Origin of the sequence: Bacillus sp. FSL M8-0277 (assembly GCF_037975305.1) — a bacterium.
Taxonomy (GTDB): Bacteria; Bacillota; Bacilli; order Bacillales; family Bacillaceae; genus Bacillus; species Bacillus pumilus.
Window position 1 is genome coordinate 3,011,636 of the sequence record NZ_CP150255.1, and the last position, 20,125, is coordinate 3,031,760.

The 20,125-nt window shown below is 42.4% G+C and carries 19 protein-coding genes and 1 other RNA gene; 4 read left to right on the plus strand and 16 right to left on the minus strand.

All coding sequences use genetic code 11. The features are described from left to right. Window positions 1-7: 7 nt before the first annotated feature. Window positions 8-2,107 (minus strand): heavy metal translocating P-type ATPase, encoded by a 2,100-nt coding sequence (locus MKZ05_RS15315; protein ID WP_339160483.1) that lies wholly within the window; start codon window positions 2,105-2,107, stop codon window positions 8-10. A 431-nt stretch (window positions 2,108-2,538) separates the two neighbouring features. Here MKZ05_RS15315 and MKZ05_RS15320 point away from each other — a divergent pair, with 431 nt between their 5' ends. The 3 genes from MKZ05_RS15320 to MKZ05_RS15330 are packed head-to-tail and all read left to right on the plus strand — an operon-like array spanning window position 2,539 to window position 5,106. After that, on the plus strand, window positions 2,539-3,282 hold the full coding sequence (locus MKZ05_RS15320) for a metal ABC transporter ATP-binding protein (protein WP_251190819.1): 744 nt from the start codon (window positions 2,539-2,541) through the stop codon (window positions 3,280-3,282). Then, window positions 3,282-4,154 carry a metal ABC transporter permease gene (locus tag MKZ05_RS15325; protein ID WP_003212785.1) on the plus strand — a complete coding sequence of 291 codons (873 nt, stop codon included), beginning with the start codon at window positions 3,282-3,284 and terminating at the stop codon, window positions 4,152-4,154. The genes MKZ05_RS15320 and MKZ05_RS15325 overlap by 1 nt, the downstream gene beginning before the upstream one ends. Window positions 4,155-4,167: 13 nt before the next feature. Further along, on the plus strand, window positions 4,168-5,106 hold the full coding sequence (locus MKZ05_RS15330) for a metal ABC transporter substrate-binding protein (protein ID WP_339160484.1): 939 nt from the start codon (window positions 4,168-4,170) through the stop codon (window positions 5,104-5,106). A gap of 37 nt (window positions 5,107-5,143) precedes the next feature. Here MKZ05_RS15330 and MKZ05_RS15335 read toward each other — a convergent pair whose 3' ends face one another. Beyond that, a complete protein-coding gene (locus tag MKZ05_RS15335) occupies window positions 5,144-5,692 on the minus strand; it encodes a hypothetical protein (RefSeq protein WP_003213116.1) in 549 nt (182 codons plus the stop codon). 89 nt (window positions 5,693-5,781) lie between these two features. Between MKZ05_RS15335 and MKZ05_RS15340 the strand changes: the two genes are divergently transcribed. Continuing rightward, window positions 5,782-6,390, plus strand: coding sequence for a TetR/AcrR family transcriptional regulator (locus MKZ05_RS15340; protein ID WP_339160485.1), 609 nt, complete (start codon window positions 5,782-5,784; stop codon window positions 6,388-6,390). Between the two features lie 16 nt (window positions 6,391-6,406). Here the strand turns inward: MKZ05_RS15340 and MKZ05_RS15345 are convergent, their stop codons facing one another. From MKZ05_RS15345 to smpB, 14 genes are all read right to left on the minus strand, one after another. Then, window positions 6,407-7,339 (minus strand): response regulator, encoded by a 933-nt coding sequence (locus MKZ05_RS15345; protein ID WP_339160486.1) that lies wholly within the window; start codon window positions 7,337-7,339, stop codon window positions 6,407-6,409. Continuing rightward, on the minus strand, window positions 7,336-8,652 hold the full coding sequence (locus tag MKZ05_RS15350; RefSeq protein WP_003213283.1) for a sensor histidine kinase: 1,317 nt from the start codon (window positions 8,650-8,652) through the stop codon (window positions 7,336-7,338). The genes MKZ05_RS15345 and MKZ05_RS15350 overlap by 4 nt, the downstream gene beginning before the upstream one ends. 116 nt (window positions 8,653-8,768) lie before the next feature. Continuing rightward, a complete protein-coding gene (gene aspA, locus MKZ05_RS15355; protein WP_339160487.1) occupies window positions 8,769-10,214 on the minus strand; it encodes an aspartate ammonia-lyase in 1,446 nt (481 codons plus the stop codon). Window positions 10,215-10,230: 16 nt separating this feature from the next. Continuing rightward, window positions 10,231-11,508: a cation:dicarboxylase symporter family transporter gene (locus MKZ05_RS15360; protein WP_003213370.1), complete on the minus strand. Its 1,278-nt coding sequence runs from the start codon at window positions 11,506-11,508 to the stop codon at window positions 10,231-10,233. Window positions 11,509-11,684: 176 nt separating this feature from the next. Then, window positions 11,685-11,819, minus strand: a complete 135-nt coding sequence (locus tag MKZ05_RS15365; protein ID WP_267885135.1) for a hypothetical protein — start codon at window positions 11,817-11,819, stop codon at window positions 11,685-11,687. After that, entirely contained in the window at window positions 11,816-14,251 is a 2,436-nt protein-coding gene (locus tag MKZ05_RS15370; protein ID WP_339160488.1) for a heavy metal translocating P-type ATPase, read from the minus strand. Before MKZ05_RS15370 ends, MKZ05_RS15365 begins: the two co-directional genes overlap by 4 nt. Window positions 14,252-14,331: 80 nt before the next feature. Next, on the minus strand, window positions 14,332-14,538 hold the full coding sequence (gene copZ / locus MKZ05_RS15375; protein ID WP_012011271.1) for a copper chaperone CopZ: 207 nt from the start codon (window positions 14,536-14,538) through the stop codon (window positions 14,332-14,334). A 72-nt stretch (window positions 14,539-14,610) separates the two neighbouring features. Beyond that, the gene (locus MKZ05_RS15380) at window positions 14,611-14,916 is read right to left on the minus strand and encodes a metal-sensing transcriptional repressor (protein WP_137054397.1); all 306 of its coding nucleotides are present in this window, start codon (window positions 14,914-14,916) and stop codon (window positions 14,611-14,613) included. Window positions 14,917-15,017: 101 nt separating this feature from the next. Further along, window positions 15,018-15,473 carry a DUF6376 family protein gene (locus tag MKZ05_RS15385; protein ID WP_003213149.1) on the minus strand — a complete coding sequence of 152 codons (456 nt, stop codon included), beginning with the start codon at window positions 15,471-15,473 and terminating at the stop codon, window positions 15,018-15,020. Window positions 15,474-15,751: 278 nt separating this feature from the next. Further along, window positions 15,752-17,341 (minus strand): histidine kinase N-terminal 7TM domain-containing protein, encoded by a 1,590-nt coding sequence (locus tag MKZ05_RS15390; RefSeq protein WP_339160489.1) that lies wholly within the window; start codon window positions 17,339-17,341, stop codon window positions 15,752-15,754. A 411-nt stretch (window positions 17,342-17,752) separates the two neighbouring features. After that, complete coding sequence (locus MKZ05_RS15395; RefSeq protein WP_212045545.1) at window positions 17,753-18,298, minus strand: hypothetical protein; 546 nt, start codon at window positions 18,296-18,298, stop codon at window positions 17,753-17,755. Between the two features lie 11 nt (window positions 18,299-18,309). Beyond that, window positions 18,310-18,804 carry a hypothetical protein gene (locus MKZ05_RS15400; RefSeq protein WP_212045546.1) on the minus strand — a complete coding sequence of 165 codons (495 nt, stop codon included), beginning with the start codon at window positions 18,802-18,804 and terminating at the stop codon, window positions 18,310-18,312. Window positions 18,805-19,094: 290 nt separating this feature from the next. Further along, window positions 19,095-19,456, minus strand: a transfer-messenger RNA (tmRNA) gene (gene ssrA, locus MKZ05_RS15405). A gap of 176 nt (window positions 19,457-19,632) precedes the next feature. Continuing rightward, complete coding sequence (gene smpB, locus MKZ05_RS15410) at window positions 19,633-20,103, minus strand: SsrA-binding protein SmpB (RefSeq protein ID WP_003213153.1); 471 nt, start codon at window positions 20,101-20,103, stop codon at window positions 19,633-19,635. Window positions 20,104-20,125: the final 22 nt, after the last annotated feature.

The window sequence follows — 20,125 nt, forward strand, 5'->3', positions numbered from 1 at the left end:
TACAATTTTATTTCATGACCCTCATCGCATTTAAAACAGCGAGTACGGTGACACCGACATCCGAGAAGACGGCTTCCCACATCGTCGCAATTCCGAATGCTCCGAGTAATAGGAAAACGCCTTTGACACCAAGGGCAAATGCGATATTCTGCCAGACAATCCTTCTTGTTCGTTTTGCGACAGCGATGGCTTCTGCTACCTTTGATGGCTGGTCCGTCATGATGACGATATCAGCCGCTTCGACAGCTGCATCTGAACCAAGCCCGCCCATTGCAATTCCTATGTCCGCTCTTGCTAATACCGGTGTATCATTAATGCCGTCCCCAACAAATAATAGCTTTTCTTGAGGCGCTTTTTTCTGATCAATTTCTTCTAATTTCGTTACTTTGTCTTGCGGTAATAATTCTGCATGTACTTCATCAATGCCAATTTGCTTAGCGACCGCAGTTCCGACTTGCTTAGCATCACCAGTGAGCATGACGGTTTGAATACCAGACGCCTTTAGAGCAGAAACGGCTTCGATTGCATCGTCCTTTAATTCATCTGCGATCAAGATTGATCCGGCAAACTCACCGTTAATTGCCATGTACACAACGGTTCCGCTTCTTTTTTCTTTTTCATACGCAATGTCTTCTCGCTCCATCAAGCGATGATTTCCCGCTAAGACGTGAGATCCGCTGATGGTCGCTTTAATTCCATGTCCCGCGATATCCTCATATGCTTCGATCTGGCTTTCATCAAGCGGTGAGCTATATGCCGCTTTAATCGATTCTGCAATAGGGTGAGAGGAATGGGCTTCTGCTAGTGCTGCAAAAGAAAGCAGCTCTTCTTCTGACCACTTGTCACTGACTGTGGCAATATTGGTCACTGTAAAGTTTCCTTTTGTAAGCGTGCCCGTCTTATCAAATACCGCATATTTCACAGAATTCAATGCTTCTAAATAGTTACTGCCTTTGACAAGGATGCCTCGTTTAGACGCTGCCCCAATTCCCCCGAAAAACCCTAATGGAATGGATACAACAAGAGCACAAGGACAAGAGATCACGAGAAAGACAAGCGCCCGGTACACCCAGTCAGACAATTGTGCTGATGGAATAAGAAGCGGCGGCACAAAGGCAAGCAATAAGGCGAGCACGACGACAGCCGGTGTATAATATTTTGCAAACTTTGTGATGAAATTTTCTGTCTGTGCTTTTCGACTGCTTGCATTCTCAACCAAATCTAAAATTTTCGTCACTACCGATTCGCTTAACTCTTTTTGGACTTCAATTTCAAGTATACCGTTTTGATTCACAAATCCTGCAAGAACTTCTTTTCCCGCTTCTACATCCCGCGGCACCGATTCCCCTGTTAATGCGGATGTATCAACAAGTGAGAAGCCCTCAATAACGAGCCCATCCAGCGGAATTTTTTCACCAGGCTTCACGACAATACGGTCACCGGCTTTTACTTCTTCTGGATTCACTTTTTTCGTTTCATTTCCAACTTTTAGATTCGCGTATTCTGGACGTATATTCATTAATTCACTAATTGAACGTCTTGAACGATTCACTGCCGCCCCTTGGAAGAGCTCTCCAATTTGGTAAAAGAGCATCACTGCCAGTGCCTCTGGATATTGCTGAATCACAAAAGCGCCAACTGTTGCAATGGTCATTAAAAAGTTCTCATCAAATACTTGGCCTCGCACGATATTTTTCAGCGCTTTAAAAACCACATCACCGCCGACTAGTAAATATGCTGCGAAGAACATAAGGAACTTTAATACACCATCTTCAGGTATAAAGAAAGCGGCTGTTCCAATGACTGCACCGCCAATTAATTTCAGCACAATCGTTTTTAAATTTTTTGTCCCATGATCATGATCGTGATGATGTCCTTCTTCTTTCGGTGATACACTCACATGAGGTTCAATGGACTGAACAGTTTTTTCAATACGCTTTGTCATCGTTTCTTGCTTATCTGCATGCGTCACAGTCATGGTGCCTGTCGCAAAGTTAACAGAGCAAGCTTCCACTCCATCCATTTTGCTGACACCTGTTTCTATTTTCCGTGCACAGTTGCCGCAATCAAGACCGCTTAATACGTATTCATCCTTCATCTTTTTCATGTTCTCACCTTTTTCTATATGATAAGTAACGTTCCCTGGATCGATTCAACCTATTAAAAATTAAAAACTTTATATATGAGCATATATTCATATATTGGATTACCCTTATTATATGAGGATTTCTTATCTTCTGTCAATCATTTATGAAGAAATAATTGGTTTTTTGTGTCCCATTCTGTCACACGGATTTTCAATAAACCAAGCTCATGTCCCCCGCTCACCACATAACATAAAAACGATCGTTTGATCTCTGACAGAATAAGTGCAGTTTTTTCTCTTTACAAAAGAAGGACAGACGCTTAGAATGAAATAAAAGTTTCCTCAAGGAAACAAATTAGCGTTAGAGAATCATTTCATCCTTTAGTCAAAATTATTTAATGTATGCATATATCTTTAGGAAGTGCAATGATGATCGAAAGGGGCCGCAAGAGATGCCAAATGCTTTAACAATCGACCGTCTTCATGTCTCATATCACGGGCAGGATGCTTTAGAGAACATCTCTCTTTCCATACAGGAAGGAACGATGACAGGAATCATAGGTCCAAATGGTGCCGGTAAATCGACTTTACTCAAGGCATGCTTGGATTTAATTGAAAAAGATCAAGGGGATATTCGCTTTTTTGAACAGCCCTTTAAACAAGTTAGAAAACAGATCGCCTATGTACCTCAGAGAAATGATCTAGACTGGACGTTTCCTATTCATGTGCTGGATACCGTCCTACTTGGAACATATCCGAAGCTTGGCCTGATCAAACGTCCGAAAAAAGAAGACCGGTCATATGCGTACCACTGTTTAGAAAAAGTCGGCATGCAGGACTTTGCCAAAAGACAAATTGGTGAGTTATCCGGCGGTCAACAGCAGCGTGTCTTCCTTGCAAGAGCACTTGCGCAAAACGCACAGCTCTTCTGTTTGGATGAACCATTTGTTGGAATTGATATGGCAAGTGAAGAAACGATGATTCGCATTTTGAAGGAATTACGGGATGAAGGAAAAACCATTTTGGTGGTCCATCATGATTTAAGTAAAGCCGATGATTACTTCAGCCATCTCGTTCTGTTAAATAAAAAACTCATCAAAGCTGGACCTGTACACGATATCCTTCGCCCAGAGGTCATGCTGGAGGCATATGAAACGCAGCTACCATTCTTAAAATCAGCAGGAGGAGACGTGTAATGGAATTTTTAACCGGACTCTTTGAATATGCGTTTTTACAAAAAGCATTATTTACATCCGTGATGGTAGGCATTATTTGCGGGGTCATTGGCTGCTTTATCATTTTACGGGGCATGGCCTTGATGGGAGACGCCATATCGCATGCTGTGCTGCCAGGTGTCGCCATCTCTTATATGCTGGGAATTAACTTTTTCTTCGGAGCCGTCTTAACTGGCGTATTAACAGCGATTGGGATCGGATATGTGAGTCAAAACAGCCGCATTAAAAATGACTCTGCGATTGGCATTGTCTTCACCGCTTTTTTCTCAATCGGGATCATCTTGATCACATTTTTGAAAAGTTCCAGTGATTTATATCATATCTTGTTTGGAAACGTTCTAGCTGTTCGATCATCTGATATGTGGATTACGCTTGGCATCGGCATTTTTATCCTGCTGGCCGTCATCATTTTCTACAAAGAATTGCTCATTAGTTCATTTGATCCGGTGATTTCTTCGGTTTACGGTTTACCGAATCGAATGATCCATTATTTTCTCATGACCTTGTTGACCCTTGTGACCGTTGCTTCACTACAAACTGTTGGGATTATTCTTGTCGTTGCCATGCTTATTACGCCGGCAGCCACTGCGTATCTCTTAACAGACCGGCTATGGATTATGATTTATTTATCTGCATTTTTCGGGGCAGTTTCTGCCGTTGCCGGTCTTGGGCTTAGTTTTACGTATAACTTGTCGTCTGGCGCTTCTATCGTGCTAGTTGCGACCATTTTATTCGGGAGTGCCTTTATCCTTTCACCAAAGCAAGGAATTCTATGGAGATCATTAAGATCTAAACGAAAACGAACGCAGCTAAAAAAGGAAGCGTCTATGTAAAAGGAGGACATATATGAAGAAGGTATTTGCAATCCGTTTGACCGTAGTATTCATTGCCCTTATGGTCATCACAGGCTGTTCTACAAAACAAAATAATTCCGGCAAAGATGACGGCACATTAAAAGTCGTCACGACCTACTCCATTCTTTATGACATTGTGAAGGAAGTAGGCGGAGACCACGTCTCTATTCACAGCATTGTTCCCATTGGTACAGACCCACATGAATTTGATCCACTGCCAAAGGATGTTCAGCATACAACGGATGCAGACCTTGTTCTATATAATGGCTTAAACCTTGAAACAGGAAATGGCTGGTTTCAAAAGCTTCTCGAATCGAGTGGCAAGGACGGGGATGATGCACCTGTAGCCGAAATGAGTAAAGGCGTCAAAGTAAAACATTTATCTTCAAAAGGCCTCGAAAGCCAGCAGGACCCCCATGCCTGGCTAAATGTCGAAAATGGGATTCTGTATGCTAAAAATGCCAGAGATGCACTTATTAAAGCGGACCCTGAGCATCAAGAGGATTACGAAAAAAATGCAGAAGCCTATATCAAAAAGCTTCAAGCGCTTCATGATGAAGCAAAAGACAAGTTCGACCAGCTACCAAAAGACAAAAAGCGTCTTGTGACAAGTGAGGGAGCCTTCAAGTATTTTGCAGATGCCTATGGACTAGAGGCAGGCTACATTTGGGAGATCAACACAGAGAATGAAGGAACACCTGGACAAATGAAGCGCATCATTCATTTCGTCAAAGATCATCAAGTGCCTGCGCTCTTTCTTGAAACAAGTGTCGATCCACGCAGCCTTGAAAGCCTATCTGAAGAAACTGGTGTTCCGATTAAAGGAAAAGTATTTACTGACTCCATTGGAAAGAAAGGTGAAGATGGGGACAGCTACTATAAGATGATGAAATGGAATATTGACACCATTTACAAAGGGCTTGCATCATAAGAAAAGACAGGCGGAGTGAGTTCGCCTGTCTTTTTTATTAGCTGGCTATATTTTGCGGGTGTTTTTTCGGCCAGATCACATAGCTGATGCTAATGACGAAATCAATGGCTAAGACCATTCCCCATACTCTCGCTAGCTGCATCAGTGCTTCCGTTCGTTCTGGTGCTTGGATGAGATAAGATAACCCAAATAGTAGACCGGCTCCGATGACATAAGAGACGAGATGCCGCGTCCAGCCGACTATTTCATATACAGACCGTTCCTTCCCGTACTTTGGTCTTCCCTTCGGCTTAGGGCCTCCTGCAAATCGATAAGCAAACCGGACATCTGCCCATTTCACCATTTGATGTCCAAAAGCGAGACTCACCCCAATATAAACAGCTGCGAGCCCGTGAATGACACTTGCCACAGCCCCCTCTCTTAAATCCATATACGTCGCTGCAAGAAGTATGAGATCCAAAATCGGTGTACAAATGAGGAAGAAGGCGCCCCACTTTTTCTGTCTAAACACATAACGAAGTGTTAACCCCACCAGAATAAACAGCCAAAAGCCAATTTCACATGCCACAATCAATAACCCGATCAATATTCACCACATCCTTTTTAATACGATTGTATTAAATAAAAAATAACACAACTGTGTTAAAAAAACAATAGCTGTGCTAAAATCAATGTATGCCAAAAATCGTCGATCACTATAAACAAAAACAAAAAGTCGCTCAAGCTGCCATGAGAGTGATTAAACAGGATGGATTGGAAAACGCTTCTGTACGAAAAGTAGCGGTAGAAGCTGGCATTTCAGCGGGCTCTATGCGTCATTATTTCTCCACACAGCAGGAGCTATTTCTTTTCTCTATGACATTGATTCAGGAAAGAGTCAAAGAGCGGATGACAGCACTTCAGCTGAACGGTTCAACGGAAGAAAATGTCTTCGCGTTATTGGAGCAGGTTCTCCCACTTGATGAAGAACGAAGATTTGAAATGGAGGTGTGGCAGGCTTTTACAGTCAAGTCGATGACTGAACCTGATTTACAGCCGCTCAATGCAAAGATGTATGACGAGCTTTTCCAAATGACCCAATATTGTTTAATGAAATTAAAAGAGGATGGGCTCTTGCTTGATCATATCGATCTTTTAGTCGAAACTGAGCGGCTTTATGCGGTCATCAATGGGCTTGCATTGAATGGAATCTTGCAGCCTCATCGCTTACCGCCTCAGCTCATACGCTCCGTACTGCAGATGCACCTGCAATCCATCACCAAAAAAGACATGTCTCCCTCATGAGGGAGCATGTCTTTTTTTAATCTTCCATAAAAATACGTTTTGCTTCGTAGTAGAGCACCTGTACAAATTTCTTCACATTGATACGGGTATGTTCTTCTCTACCGCTCGTCTCTTTTGTTAATTCACTCATTTTCTTTCGCACGATGGTGAAATCAAAGAATTTAGAAGCGTAATTTTCAAAGGTCGGATGAGAAAAATCAGTTAACCCAAGTGAAGCGATGTGTTTCAAGGATTGGTTGATCGCACGCCTCACCCGCTGTTCCGCTGCCTTCGCTTCTCTTGCAATGTCTGCCGATGTGTAAGGCTCGCTTAATTTATCCTCGGTGACACCCGTGAAAATGACCTTTAAAGAAGGAAATGAATCATGATGTTCGGTATGTAGCGCCAAATACTGATCAGTGAAGAGGATCATATCTAATAAATCTTTAGATCCCTTTTCACCCACAATTCCAAGCTCTGCAAGCAAGAACTGGCCTGCCTCTGCAAGACTTTTCCCACGCTGCTTCGTTTTCGTCTGACCGCGCTGCTGAAACTGCATGACGGATTTGAGTGAGTGCTGAATATTTTCAATTGAATGCTCTAAATGAAGCCGCTCAATCATGAGGTGGAGCACACTTAAGACCTCTACACGATTGATTGGCTTTGTCACATAATACTCGACACCAAGCGTATACGCCTGGCCGATTAATTCCTTTGTTTCTACCTGTGACAGCATTAAGTATTTGCCATGAAACTCATCCTTAATGGCTCGAATCGTTTCAAGTCCGTCTCGTTCCGGCATCAATAGATCAATACATAAGATATCAATGTGCAAATCATTTAAGTAGCTTGCCGTTAACTCTGCGCCATCCTCTGCTTCTCCCGCGACGAAGCCAAGCTCTTCATCTTCAATGAGCTGAGCGAGTGAAGAACGCACGGCTTCATCATCATCCACAATAAAAAATCTCATCTCCCAATCCCCTCTTTTCTACTAACTTGATCCATTGGTATCGTTAACGTGAAAGTCGTTTGTTTATTTGGGATACTCTTCATCTCAACACTTCCGCCAAGCTTCTCCGCTGTATCCTTTACATAGGAAAGACCGATACCGCTTGATGGATTCCCAGCCTGATCGTATTTTAAAGTAAAACCGGGTTTAAAAATCACATGATGATTACGCTCTTTAATGCCAGGCCCGTTGTCACTAATTTGAAAGATCACATGGCTCTCTTTCTGGGAAATAGAGAGTGACACCTCTCCATCCACCGGAATGGCTTCGACAGCATTGGAAACGATATTATTTAACAAAGATAGAATGGTATACACGTGATAGACGGGATGCTGCCCATCTTCATCATAATGAAAGACAATGTTTTTTTTAAGAGATTCTGCGTAATTTTCATGAATACGAATCACGAGCCCAGCAATATGCGCAGGACTTGCATACGCCTGAAAATTTTCTTCATGAATCAGCTTTGATAATGCAGAAAAAATCCGCTGGTTATCCTTTTTGATCTCATGCACCTCTCCTGCGATTTGCAGGGCTGTTTTTCCGAGCTTTTTCAAATCCAATGACTCTGCATCCTTTGCGTGATGCAGGGATTGATACAATTGATAGGATGTCGCTGTAATGTGCTCAGCATGTGCAAGTGTTTTATGAAAGTATGTAGATTCCGTGTAAAGATTAGACAGGAGCATGAGCAGATGTTCCTTTTCCTTTTTCATCTGACGCTCTCTCGCCTGCTCTTCATATAATCGAATCATTGTATAACAAGCCAACACGAAAAAGCTTCTGAAAATCGCCAACACGAAAAGTTGAAACAGCGTCCGCATCGTTAAAATTTCATCGATGGTGCCACGAAGTGCAATCATTTCAACAACGCTCGCGCATAGCTCCATGATGATACCTGTCGCTCCAATCAGCCAAGGCTGATCGCGGAAACGTCTGACCTTTAATAAATAAAAGAGCGTGCCGTAGACGACGTAATAAAGCAGGGAAGGAAATCTTAAAGAAATCGCCTCTTCCAGCGGAAGATGACCTGTGACGGCTGTATCAAGAAGCACGCGAAACGCAAAAACAGAAACCCCTGCAATGATACCGCTTGCCCATGCTGGGAATTTTTTCATTTGGAGTAGGATAAAGAAAAAGACAACGGTTCCAAAGCTGACCCGAAAGCTGTCCTCAAATGGATAAAATTTAAACTCTCCGCCAATCGGTGTCAGTACAATGAGCATCACAATTAAATAAGGCTCTGTATTTAGCCATTTTTTCAGTAGATTCAAACGCAGTCACATCCCTAATAATTGACGATAGTATACTATGTGGACTTGAGAAAAACAAACATCCATGAAAAAGCGCACACCGGAACTTTGTCGGTGTGCGCTTCTCATGATGCTGCTTAATCTTCTAAACGATCCTTTTCTAAAAGTGATGCGCCAGCAATACCTGGTTTAGTCATTTCAAAAGGATTCAAGATGACATCAAGCTCTTCCTCTGATAAAACATCATTTTGCAGACAAAGCTCACGTACAGATACGCCTGTAAGAATCGCTTCTCTGGCAATTCGTGCAGCAGCTTCATAACCAATATGCGGATTCACCGCTGTCATGACACCAGCACTTTTTTCTACATATTCTTTTAATCTAGATTCATCTGCTTTTAGGTCACGCAAGCAGTTGTCTACGAAGGACTCAAAGACATTTTTCATGATGCTGAGAGATTGAAGCAAGTTGAACACAAGGACTGGTTCCATCACGTTCAGCTCAAGCTGACCAGCCTCTGATGCAAGACAGATCGTGTGGTCATTTCCGATGACTTGGAATGCTACTTGGTTCATGACCTCTGGCATCACTGGGTTGACTTTCCCTGGCATGATGGATGAACCTGGCTGTCTTGGTGGCAAGTGAAGCTCACCAAAGCCTGCTCTTGGACCTGATGCCATCAAGCGAATATCGTTCGCCATTTTAGACATATTCATCATACATACTTTCAGTGCAGCTGATACTTCTGTATAAGCATCCGTATTTTGCGTGGCATCGACTAAGTCTTCAGCTCCAACTAACGGTAATCCGCTAATGTCAGATAGATAGCCAACCACTTGGCGAATATATTTAGGATCAGCATTTAAGCCCGTTCCGACTGCTGTTGCACCCATATTGACTTCATATAAATGCTGTTTAGACTGCTTGATACGTTTAATATCACGAGCAAGAACCTTTGCATAAGCACTAAACTCTTGACCAAGTCTGATTGGAACAGCGTCCTGAAGATGCGTACGTCCCATTTTGATGACATGATCGAATTCTTGCGCTTTTTCTGTCATAACTTGATGCATGTTTTCCATCGTATAAAGTAGTTTTTCAATCATATTCAATGTTGAAATATGAATCGCTGTTGGGAAAACGTCGTTTGTTGACTGCGACATGTTCACATGCGTGTTTGGACTTAGCTCAGTATAAGCGCCTTTTTCCTTTCCTAGTAGTTCAAGCGCTCTGTTTGCAATGACTTCATTGGCATTCATATTCATTGAAGTGCCAGCCCCGCCTTGAATTGGATCGACAATAAATTGATTGTTCCATTTTCCTTCAATAACCTCATCTGCGGCTTGAACAATTTTTTCTCCAAGACCAGAATATAGTCGCTTTGTATCCATATTTGCAAGTGCGGCTGCCTTTTTGACAATCCCTAATGCTTTGATGAGTTCCTCATGAACATGGTAGCTAGTAATTGGAAAGTTCTCTACTGCACGTAATGTTTGAATTCCATAATACGCTTGAGTGTCTACTTCCTTTTCACCTAGAAAGTCTCGTTCGATTCGAACTTGCTTGTCCTGTAGCTTCGTCATTTGAAAAGATCTCCTTTTACGCTGCTTTTGTTTGTTGTTTTAATTCCTCAATATACTTCTTCGATTTCTCTTGATCAAAAACTTTTTCCCACTTAGACATGACAATGGCTGCAAGTGAGTTACCAAATACGTTAACAGTTGTACGAACCATGTCAAGAATACGGTCGATCCCAACGATGAAGGCAAGTCCTTCAAGCGGCAGTCCCATTGCACCAAGTGTTGTGATGACAACAACGATTGATGCACCTGGTACACCAGCCATTCCTTTAGATGTCAGCATCAAGATTAATAGTAACGTAATTTGCTCATAGATGGAAAGTGGCATGCCGTACATTTGTGCAACAAATATGGCGGCAATGGATTGATAGATGGCACTTCCATCTAAGTTAAAGGTGTAGCCTGTTGGGATAACGAACGACGTGATCGCTTTCGGGCAGCCGAACTTCTCCATTTTATCCATTAGTCTAGGCAGTACAGCTTCTGAACTTGCTGTTGAGAATGCAAGAATGATTTCTTCTTTTAGCACTCTAAATAGTGTAAAGACGCTTGTTCCAGCTAATTTTGCGATAATGCCAAGTACGACAATCACGAAGAATGCCATTGTGCCGTAAACGACAAGTACCAGCTTACCTAGCGGGAGAAGCGCTCCGACCCCGAATTTGATCACCGTCACACTGATGAGCGCGAATACACCAAATGGTGCAAACTTCATCACTTTATTGGTCACCCAGAACATGGCTTCGAGTATACCCTCAAAGAATCCTAACACTGGTTTCCCTTTGTCTCCTACTGCGGCAATTCCTAATCCGAATAAGACGGTAAAGAAGATCGTTGGTAATAGATCACCTTCTGCAATGGATTGGAAAACATTTGTTGGCACTAGATGCACAATCGTTTCAGAGAAACTTGCTTTTTCGGAAGAAGCTTTCGATGTCTCTTCATATTTAGAGATATCGCCTTTTTCCATGTTGCTCATATCAATTCCTGTACCAGGATGGAAGACGTTTGCTGCAAGCAGTCCTACTGCTAATGCAATCGTTGTCACAATTTCGAAGTAAAGAATCGTTTTCCCACCGAGTCTTCCGATGGTTTTCATATCCCCTACACCAGCTACTGCTACAATCAACGCAGCAATAACAATTGGAAGAACGATCATTTTAATTAAATGGATGAATATATCGCCAATCGGCGTTAACACATTAATAACGGTTTCATTTTGATAAAACAGCGCTCCAACGATAACACCCAGAACAAGTGCAATGAGTATTTGTGAAGCTAACCCTAACTTTTTCATACGTGAACCCCCTTTTTTTGATAACGCTTTCTTTGTTGCTTAATCGCATCTTAACGATGAACCTACAAAAAACGACAAAAAGGAACAAAAAGAAGTGAATTTTTTATGAAAAATCTTTTAAAAGGTGGGTTTTTCCACAAAATTGTTAAAAAAAGACTCCGCTTTTGGGCGAAGTCCTAATGATTTTGCATTTGTTCACTTGGTGTATCTTGTTGTGGATAAAATCTATCGTATATCGCATATCCAATAAGGACAAGAGCAACATAGAACAATGCACTAATCGTCCAAATCCATTTGACATTCAGCTTCATTGTGCCACTCCCTCTCTCACCGGTTTCAATCGCTGCAATCTGAGCGCATTCAATACAACCGACACGGAGCTAAAGGCCATTGCTGCTCCTGCAAGCCATGGCGCAAGAAGTCCTAAAGCAGCTATCGGTATCCCAATACAATTATAAGCAAGCGCCCAAAATAGATTTTGCTTGATGTTTCTCATCGTTTTTTGACTAAATTCAAGCGCATCAGCAATGGCATGGAGGTCTCCTGTCATGAGTGTGATATCTGCTGCTTCCATGGCGACATCTGTCCCAGTTCCAACTGCCATCCCAATATTCGCTGTCGCAAGGGCCGGGGCATCATTAATACCATCTCCGACCATGGCGACTTTCTTTCCTTGTTCCTGAAGCGCCGCGATGTGAGCCGCCTTTTCCTCAGGCAGGACTTCAGCAATGACATGATCAATGCCCGCCTGTTTCGCAATCGCCTCTGCTGTCATCTTGTTATCACCTGTCATCATCACGACGTGAATCCCTTGCTTTTTCAGACGCTTGATCGCTTGAGGTGAAGATGATTTGATTGTATCTGCGACCGCGACAATGCCAGCGACTTCGCCGTCAATCGCGACAAGCATAGCCGTTTTACCTTGCTGCTCCAGCATTGTGACGGATGCTTCGACTTGATCATATGGGATATGATGTTTCTGTAATAGCTTACGCGTTCCAATCAAAAGCTTGCGCCCTGCTGCCGTTGCTTCAATTCCATGACCTGGGTCAGCTTGGAAGGCTTCAATCTCGACCGCTTCAAGACCTTGTTCCTTCATTCCGTCTGTGATGGCTCTAGCCAGCGGGTGTTCCGACTGCTGTTCAGCTGATCCTGCTAGCTGTAGCAGCGCATCTTCTGTCCAATTGGCATATGCCAGCACATCTGTCAGACTCGGCTCCCCTTTTGTCACAGTTCCTGTTTTATCTAAAACCACCGTGTCGAGTGATTGAGTCACTTCTAAATGCTCTCCGCCTTTAAACAGAATGCCTGATTCAGCTGCACGACCGCTCCCAGCCATAATCGAGGTTGGTGTGGCAAGGCCGAGCGCACACGGACATGCGATGACGATGACTGCGATAAACGTTTCAAGGGCTGACGTCACATTTCCTGGATCAACAAAGAAAAACCAAATCAGGAAGGTAAGCATGGCAATTCCTACGACGATGGGAACGAATATCCCTGATATTTGATCTGCCATCCTTTGAATCGGTGCTTTTGAGCCCTGTGCTTGTTCTACGACTTTAATAATCTGTGAAAGGGCGGTCTCTTTCCCAACCTTTGTCGCTTTCACTTTCACAAACCCATTTTTATTAATGGTTGCCCCGATGACCGCATCACCTGCCGTTTTATCAACAGGCAAACTTTCGCCCGAAATCATGGACTCGTCAATTGCGGTTGTTCCCTCCACGATCTCTCCATCTACCGGCACTTTCTCTCCCGGTTTGATAAACACAAGGTCATTTACTTTCACTTCAGCAATAGGGACAGTCATCTCTTTCCCCTCTCGCTCGATGACCGCTTCTTTCGCTTGTAGACCCATCAGCTTTTGAATCGCTTCTGATGATCTCCCTTTTGCTCTTGCTTCCATTAATTTTCCGAGTACGATCAACGTAATGAGTACAGCACTTGTTTCATAATAGAGGGCTGCCTCATGTGTGCCTTGAACCGCTGACTGAATGCTTTCATATAAACTATAGAAAAACGCAGCTGATGTCCCAAGTGCGACAAGAACATCCATGTTGGCACTTTTATTACGTAACGCTTTATACGCACCTACATAGAAGGGCCAGCCGACAATGAACTGAACGGGCGCTGCTAACGCCAGCTGAACCCAAGGATTCATGAACGCTTCAGGCAGCCAAATAAAAGACGTGAAAGAAAAATGACTGACCATTGCCCAAAGAAGTGGCAGTGACAGGATCATTGAGAATAGAAAGCGTGCCGTCTGCTTCTCTATTGCTGCTTGGCGATGATCTTTTTTTCCTTCCTCTGCTTCATCTGCAGCTGGTTCAATTAAAGAATACCCAATGGACTGAACCGCTTGCTTTATATCACTTGTAGACGTTTGGCCTGGGTGATACGTGACCTGAAGGGTCTCCAGCGCAAAGTTCACAGATCCGTGATCGACACCATCCATCCGGTTAATTTTTTTCTCGATTCGGTTGGCACACGCTGCACACGTCATTCCTTCTATATCAAATTCTGCTTGCTCCATCACCACATCGTAGCCGAGAGATTGAATTTTTTGCTTGAGATCATCTGGTGTGAGTTGTTCTGCTCCATACACAATATGAGATGTTTCCAGCGCCAAATTTACATTGGCATCCTCTACACCTTCCAGCCTGTTCAATCCCTTTTCGATGCGCCCTGCACAGGCAGCACAGGTCATCCCCGTAATTTGAAAATCAATTTCCTTTTTCATTCATCTCACCTCTTCACATACTCCATAGGGGTATATTTTTTTGAAAAAAATACGTGCTGTTATGCAGCACGTATTTTCATTTATACGACATCATATCCCTGTTCTTCAATTACATCAGAGATACGGTGTAACGTGACTTGATCTGGGTGAAATGAAACTTCCACCTCTCCTTTGTCTAAATGGACTTTTACAGATTCAACACCTGCTAGTTCTCCTACATTTCCTTCGACTGCTTTCACGCAATGTCCGCAAGACATGCCCTGCACTTGAAGTGTTGCTTGTTCCACTTCTCATCGCCTCCATCAATCATTTTCTACAATTTACTATACCCTAGTAGGGTATCAATGTAAACATAAATGCTATGATTTTGTCAGTTTCGTAAAGACCGTCATTAACTCTTCAATGGCTTCATCCCCATTGCCGCTCTTGATCGCATCCGCTACGCAGTGATGTGTATGCTTTTCCATCAAATGAAGACTGACCTTTTTCAAAGCCGCATTGACTGCGGAGATTTGATTGACAACATCAATACAGTAACGATCGTTTTCAATCATTTGCTGAATCCCACGCACTTGTCCTTCCACTCGTTTCAACCGATTGATCAATTGATCTTTATCCTTCTCGGCTCTAGGCGAAGCCATATGTCTTTCTTCATGTTCTGTCATGTGATCACCTTTTTTCTATTAAGACTTGTCTTTACCTAAATTAAAGCATATCTCCACCGGAAAAGGCAAAGATATGCTGAATACACTCTATAGTGTTTGCTTTAGTTTGTTAATTGTTCAATGTCCTGCAATAGATTGACGGATTGCTGAAGCTGCTTAATCAATCCTTGCTGGTCCTCAAGCATGGCGGCAACGTCAATGTTGTCTGCTTTCAATTGCTGTAAATACGTCTGAATTTCCTCTGACAGCACTTTATTTTTTTCAATGATTTGCGCATGCAGGTCTTCTGCCATTTTTGGCGCTGTGACCTCATTAAAATCTTGAATGTCTGCCTTCAATGATTCAAGCTGCTGCGTTAATTCTGCCTTTTTGGCGGCGTTTTGGACAGCTTCTTCAGCAAGCTTTGGAAAGTCCTCTGTAAATTGCTGAATGTCTGTGACATAGTCATTTGCCTCAGTGACATATGTCGTTGTATCGTTGACTTGATCAAGTAAGCTGGAGCACCCGCTTAATACAAGCGTTCCGGAAAATAGGAAAGCTATCACATATTTTTTCAAGATCGATCATCCTTTCATCTGTGGGAGTAAAAGCATCATTTGTTCAGCTTCCCTATCACACAGACTTAAAAAGACCTTAAAAATAGCCAGACCTTTGCCTCATGTGTGATAGGCAAAGGTCTGGCTAACATTGTTCATGCCGGAATGGCCGAGAAGCAATCGCTGCTTCTGTAATGACGACCAAACCGTAAAAGCTACTCCCCTTTAGGAAACCGTTCAAATGTTATGTTTATCATATCGAATGTCAGGACAACCGTCAATGAGAAGCAAGCGGTAGGTCAATTCTCTTCATAAAGCATATAGTCCGCTCCAGTGGACGCATAAATCCGGTTCCGTCCTTGGCGTTTTGACATATACAAGGCCTGGTCCGCTTCAAATAGAAGAGTTTCTAATACATTGGGATCATAAACTGTATGAGCAATTCCAAAGCTCGCTGTTACTCGCACTTTTTCCTCATCATTCTCAAAGAAACTCATCTCAAATGAATGTCTAATTTGCTCCGCAATATGACATGCCTCTTCGAAAGAATGATGCGGCAGACAAATAGCAAACTCTTCTCCGCCATATCGTCCGAATAAATCGTCCATTTGTAAATGCTGCTGACAAATGGTGACAACATGACGCAGTGCCTCGTCTCCAATATGATGTCCGTGTGTGTCATTGATTTGTTTAAAGAAATCAATATCAAACAGCATAACAGCCGTATCCTGCGCATCCTCTTCCAGGATCATCTGCGTTCGTTCAATAAATGAAGACCGATTGAAGATATTCGTCAATCCATCAATATACGCACGACGCTCCAGCTCTTCCTGCAGCAAACGCTGCTCTGTTACATCACTGATCACAATTTGCCTGCCCTCGATCTCTCCTCTTCTATTAAATAACGATGAAGCGGTCAGAAGATAATAGCTGGACTGATCTTCTTCCTTTTTCCACATTAAATCATATTGCGAATGATCCTGCGGAGAACGCAGCCACTGGAAGAACGCGGTATCTTTGATGATCCCTGAGAAAATATCGTCAATTTTAAAGCCAATCCCCTTTTTATTAGAAAGTGCTGGAATGATCGATGCAGCAGCGGGGTTGTAATCTATGAGTGTCCGGTATCGATCTAAAATGAGAACCCCTTCAGACATATGCTCAAACACACGCTCCATCGCAATGGGAGAGAGCTTAAAGAGCTGGAACGACATAATCGCCCATAAGTAGAGCGCATTGGTTAAAAACATCACCACAGGGACCGGGTCAATATGAAGAGGTGTCACGCCTAATAAATAGATAAAAGATGTCGTGATTGGCAGTAACATGCCCACTAGCAAAATAAGGATCTGCTTTAAATACTCTTTTTTTGTAACACGCAAAAACCAAACCAGCATAAAAATAGCGAGCATCGAACAGCCAAATGTATAAACGCCATGAATGATATACCAATAGCCAATCGTAAAGTCAGCCAATAAAAATCCGTCTACTGGATTCATCGTGATGCTTCGATAAAAGAGTGAATGAAAAGAGTTGGTGAACACCATAATGGTGGTGAGAGTTGGAATCAATAAGATGAGAAGCACGCGGCGCTTTGTGAAATATTGTTGGAACCCCGTAAATTGCAACACAATCATTAGACTGAGCGGTGCGATAAACGGAAGACCTATGTATTGAAAACAAACCCAGAACATGATTTCTTCAGGGGTACGAGCCAATAATTCAAACGTATGCCCAAAGATATAAATCGCAGTTGCCCCAGACATGTACATAAACAATTGACAGCCAATGTACCGGTGGCGGTTCGCATGAGCAATGATTGATAATATCACGGACAGAATGCCAGAAACACTCATGATCACAATAAAATGTAAAACAATCGAATCCATGTAAACGCCCCAATTTCAGTTATTTAGAACTAGTCTAATATAACTATATATGAGGACGTCTAAAATGGGAAGGTGTGATTTTGAATTGGTTGGAGTTTTTTTGTAAAGTTTCGGTTGTTTTTTGTTTGTGAGGCCCTATCCTATTTTCACTATTTCTTTGCTTCACTGAGGGAGAAGCATATTGTGATAAGAGAAATATCAATGTCTAATCGTTTCCTTAAGCTTCATTTAACTCGGCCGTCATTTAATACATCTATTTGGACAAATCGCTTTACACCGCTTTCTTAATAGATTCTAGATTAATGGTATCTTCACTAAAAAACCTATAAAAAACACAGCGGCATAACCGCTGTGTTCGGCTTCAATAGCTATTGGATGAGTTGATTGCTTTACTCATTGACGATTCCTTTTTTATTTTTCGCTGCCGCTTAGATGTTTTGCATAGACAACTTTATCAAGTTCTTTATCTGCATTTCCGATATCAACGGTTACGTTGTCATGGCTGACCGAAATGTCTTCCATAAGGTCAATATCATAATCAGCAATCATAGCATGTGTGTTGTCAATAATGTACTGATAATCAGTACCGGCAAGAAGTACGTGTTTGTGCGCCTTTTTGAAGCTACTCGGAACATCTTCTTTGTCGTCACCCTCTTTAACTAGCTTCTGAGCGCGTTTGAGTGATTTATCGACTTTCGCTTCCCATTTTTTATTCCCAACGGCTGAGTTACCCATAAGATCGTCATACGTTGCAGCTTCAGCTTCAAGTGCGTTCATATGATCATCATACCATACAAGGTATGCTTCTAAATCAGCCGTTGTTTCTTTTGATGATGCGCTTTCTTGTTTTTGGTTTGATGACTCGCTACTTGATGTTTCTGTTTTACCACACGCTGTTGTCAGTGCTAATACGAATACTAAAAGGATTGTTGCAATGATTGATTTATTTGTTTTCAAGATCTGTTTCCTCATTTCTTATCTTTTTTGTCTTTTCTAACTTTGTTCACTTCGTCATCTGCTTTGTTTGTTTCATCTAGTGCTGAGTCAACCTTTTTCTCAATCGTCTCGAGTGCGTCAACGGAATCTTCGTTCATTGTTCTGATAGAACTTGGTGTTTCATCGATAAGATATTGATACCCTGCGTTTGCTTTGAGTAAATACTCATGTGCTTTTTTATAAGCGGCAGGCACATTCTTTTTGTTTTCTACACTATCAACAACTTTTTGTAAGCCATCTAGTGATTTTTTAACAGACTTGAACCATTCTTTGCTGCCAGGTTCGATCTCCATCATACGTTTTGCATATGTAAGCATTGCGCCTTCGATATCGACGCGGTATTCATCGTACCATTCAACATATTCTTTCTCTGCCTTTTCACTGTTCCCGCATGCCGTGCCGAACACCATTAGTAGCCCAATCACCATAGCTCCAATTAGTGATCTCAGTTTTACTTTGTTTAACATTAGCTTTGTCTCCTTCTGCTATTATCCAATTAGTCAATAAACAATCTGTGGAATTATAGTTAAATATCCCTACATTTAATCATCGGCTCAAAAATAGTTATATTTAGCTATTCACTCATTTTTTAGTAAAAAATACCTCTTTTAGATTTTTTGTAAGGGATTATAAATAAAAAGCATAAAAAAAAGACGCTATCGATAGCGTCTTTTTGAATTCAAATCTCAGTTTTTCATATTGCCAAACCCGCATCAAGGGCTTTCAAACCCTTGATACGACTGCATTCTAAAAGTTTTGATGGAGACGGTGGGAGTCGAACCCACGTCCAGAGACATCGATTACTTAAGCGTCTACGAGCGTAGTCAACATATTTGGTGTTCACTCAGCCTCATGCCTGCTGACGGGCGCTTGGAGAGCTAGTCTGATGGATCTCTTCTTACGTCCTCAGACGAAAACGTAAGCGTAGCCTACTTCATTGGGCTCCTCACAGACACATAGGCGATGTCAGGAAGAGCTCGCTGCACTTATTAGGCAGCTAGTGCTAAGTTTTGGTTAAAACTTTTAGTTTTGCCAGTTACATTTAGTGCGTGTTAACGAGATCGCCTCTCGGCTCGCAGCTCAAGCTCGAACCGCCCCTGTCGAATCCGTAACGTCCCCTTGTAAAAGGGATATACGGGATGGAAACGTTCAGCTTAACTGCTTCCGTATATAACTATTATAACAATCTTATCGCTTGAAACAACTGGTGGTTTCTGTAAGAAAAGCGGTGATTGTTTACTGCATAACATATTGTAGCATAATGCTTCCGCTCTCAGCAAGCCATCTGCATCAGGCTAGAATTGCTTTTGTCGATCACGGAAGGCACGGTCGATTTCGCGTTTTGCATCTTTTTTCTTCAGATCTTCACGTTTATCGTATTTCTTTTTCCCTTTACCAATTCCGATCAACACTTTGGCAAAGCCATTTTTTAAATAGAGTTTCAGAGGCACGAGTGAGTAGCCCTCTTCCTTTGTCGCACCAATCAATTTACTGATTTGCTTGCGATGAAGCAGCAGCTTTCTCGTTCTCAGCGGATCATGGTTATAACGGTTCCCCTGCTCGTATGGGCTCACGTGCATGTTGTGAAGGAACACTTCTCCTCGTTCGATTTTGGCAAAGGAATCTTTTAAATTCACTTTTCCTGCACGAATCGATTTGATCTCAGTTCCTTGTAACACAAGGCCGGCTTCATACGTTTCTTCAATAAAATAGTCATGATTTGCTTTTTTGTTTTGGGAAACAACCTTTCCCTCTCCCTTTGGCATTGGCGTACACCCTCCTTTTGAC

Coding starts and splice junctions, on each gene's coding strand:
- MKZ05_RS15315 (WP_339160483.1), bottom strand. CDS start 2,107: ATGAAAAAGATGAAGGATGAATACGTATTAAGCGGTCTTGATTGCGGC.
- MKZ05_RS15320 (WP_251190819.1), top strand. CDS start 2,539: ATGCCAAATGCTTTAACAATCGACCGTCTTCATGTCTCATATCACGGG.
- MKZ05_RS15325 (WP_003212785.1), top strand. CDS start 3,282: ATGGAATTTTTAACCGGACTCTTTGAATATGCGTTTTTACAAAAAGCA.
- MKZ05_RS15330 (WP_339160484.1), top strand. CDS start 4,168: ATGAAGAAGGTATTTGCAATCCGTTTGACCGTAGTATTCATTGCCCTT.
- MKZ05_RS15340 (WP_339160485.1), top strand. CDS start 5,782: ATGCCAAAAATCGTCGATCACTATAAACAAAAACAAAAAGTCGCTCAA.
- MKZ05_RS15345 (WP_339160486.1), bottom strand. CDS start 7,339: ATGAGATTTTTTATTGTGGATGATGATGAAGCCGTGCGTTCTTCACTC.
- aspA (WP_339160487.1), bottom strand. CDS start 10,214: ATGACGAAGCTACAGGACAAGCAAGTTCGAATCGAACGAGACTTTCTA.
- MKZ05_RS15360 (WP_003213370.1), bottom strand. CDS start 11,508: ATGAAAAAGTTAGGGTTAGCTTCACAAATACTCATTGCACTTGTTCTG.
- MKZ05_RS15365 (WP_267885135.1), bottom strand. CDS start 11,819: ATGAAGCTGAATGTCAAATGGATTTGGACGATTAGTGCATTGTTCTAT.
- MKZ05_RS15370 (WP_339160488.1), bottom strand. CDS start 14,251: ATGAAAAAGGAAATTGATTTTCAAATTACGGGGATGACCTGTGCTGCC.
- MKZ05_RS15380 (WP_137054397.1), bottom strand. CDS start 14,916: ATGACAGAACATGAAGAAAGACATATGGCTTCGCCTAGAGCCGAGAAG.
- MKZ05_RS15390 (WP_339160489.1), bottom strand. CDS start 17,341: ATGGATTCGATTGTTTTACATTTTATTGTGATCATGAGTGTTTCTGGC.
- MKZ05_RS15400 (WP_212045546.1), bottom strand. CDS start 18,804: ATGTTAAACAAAGTAAAACTGAGATCACTAATTGGAGCTATGGTGATT.
- smpB (WP_003213153.1), bottom strand. CDS start 20,103: ATGCCAAAGGGAGAGGGAAAGGTTGTTTCCCAAAACAAAAAAGCAAAT.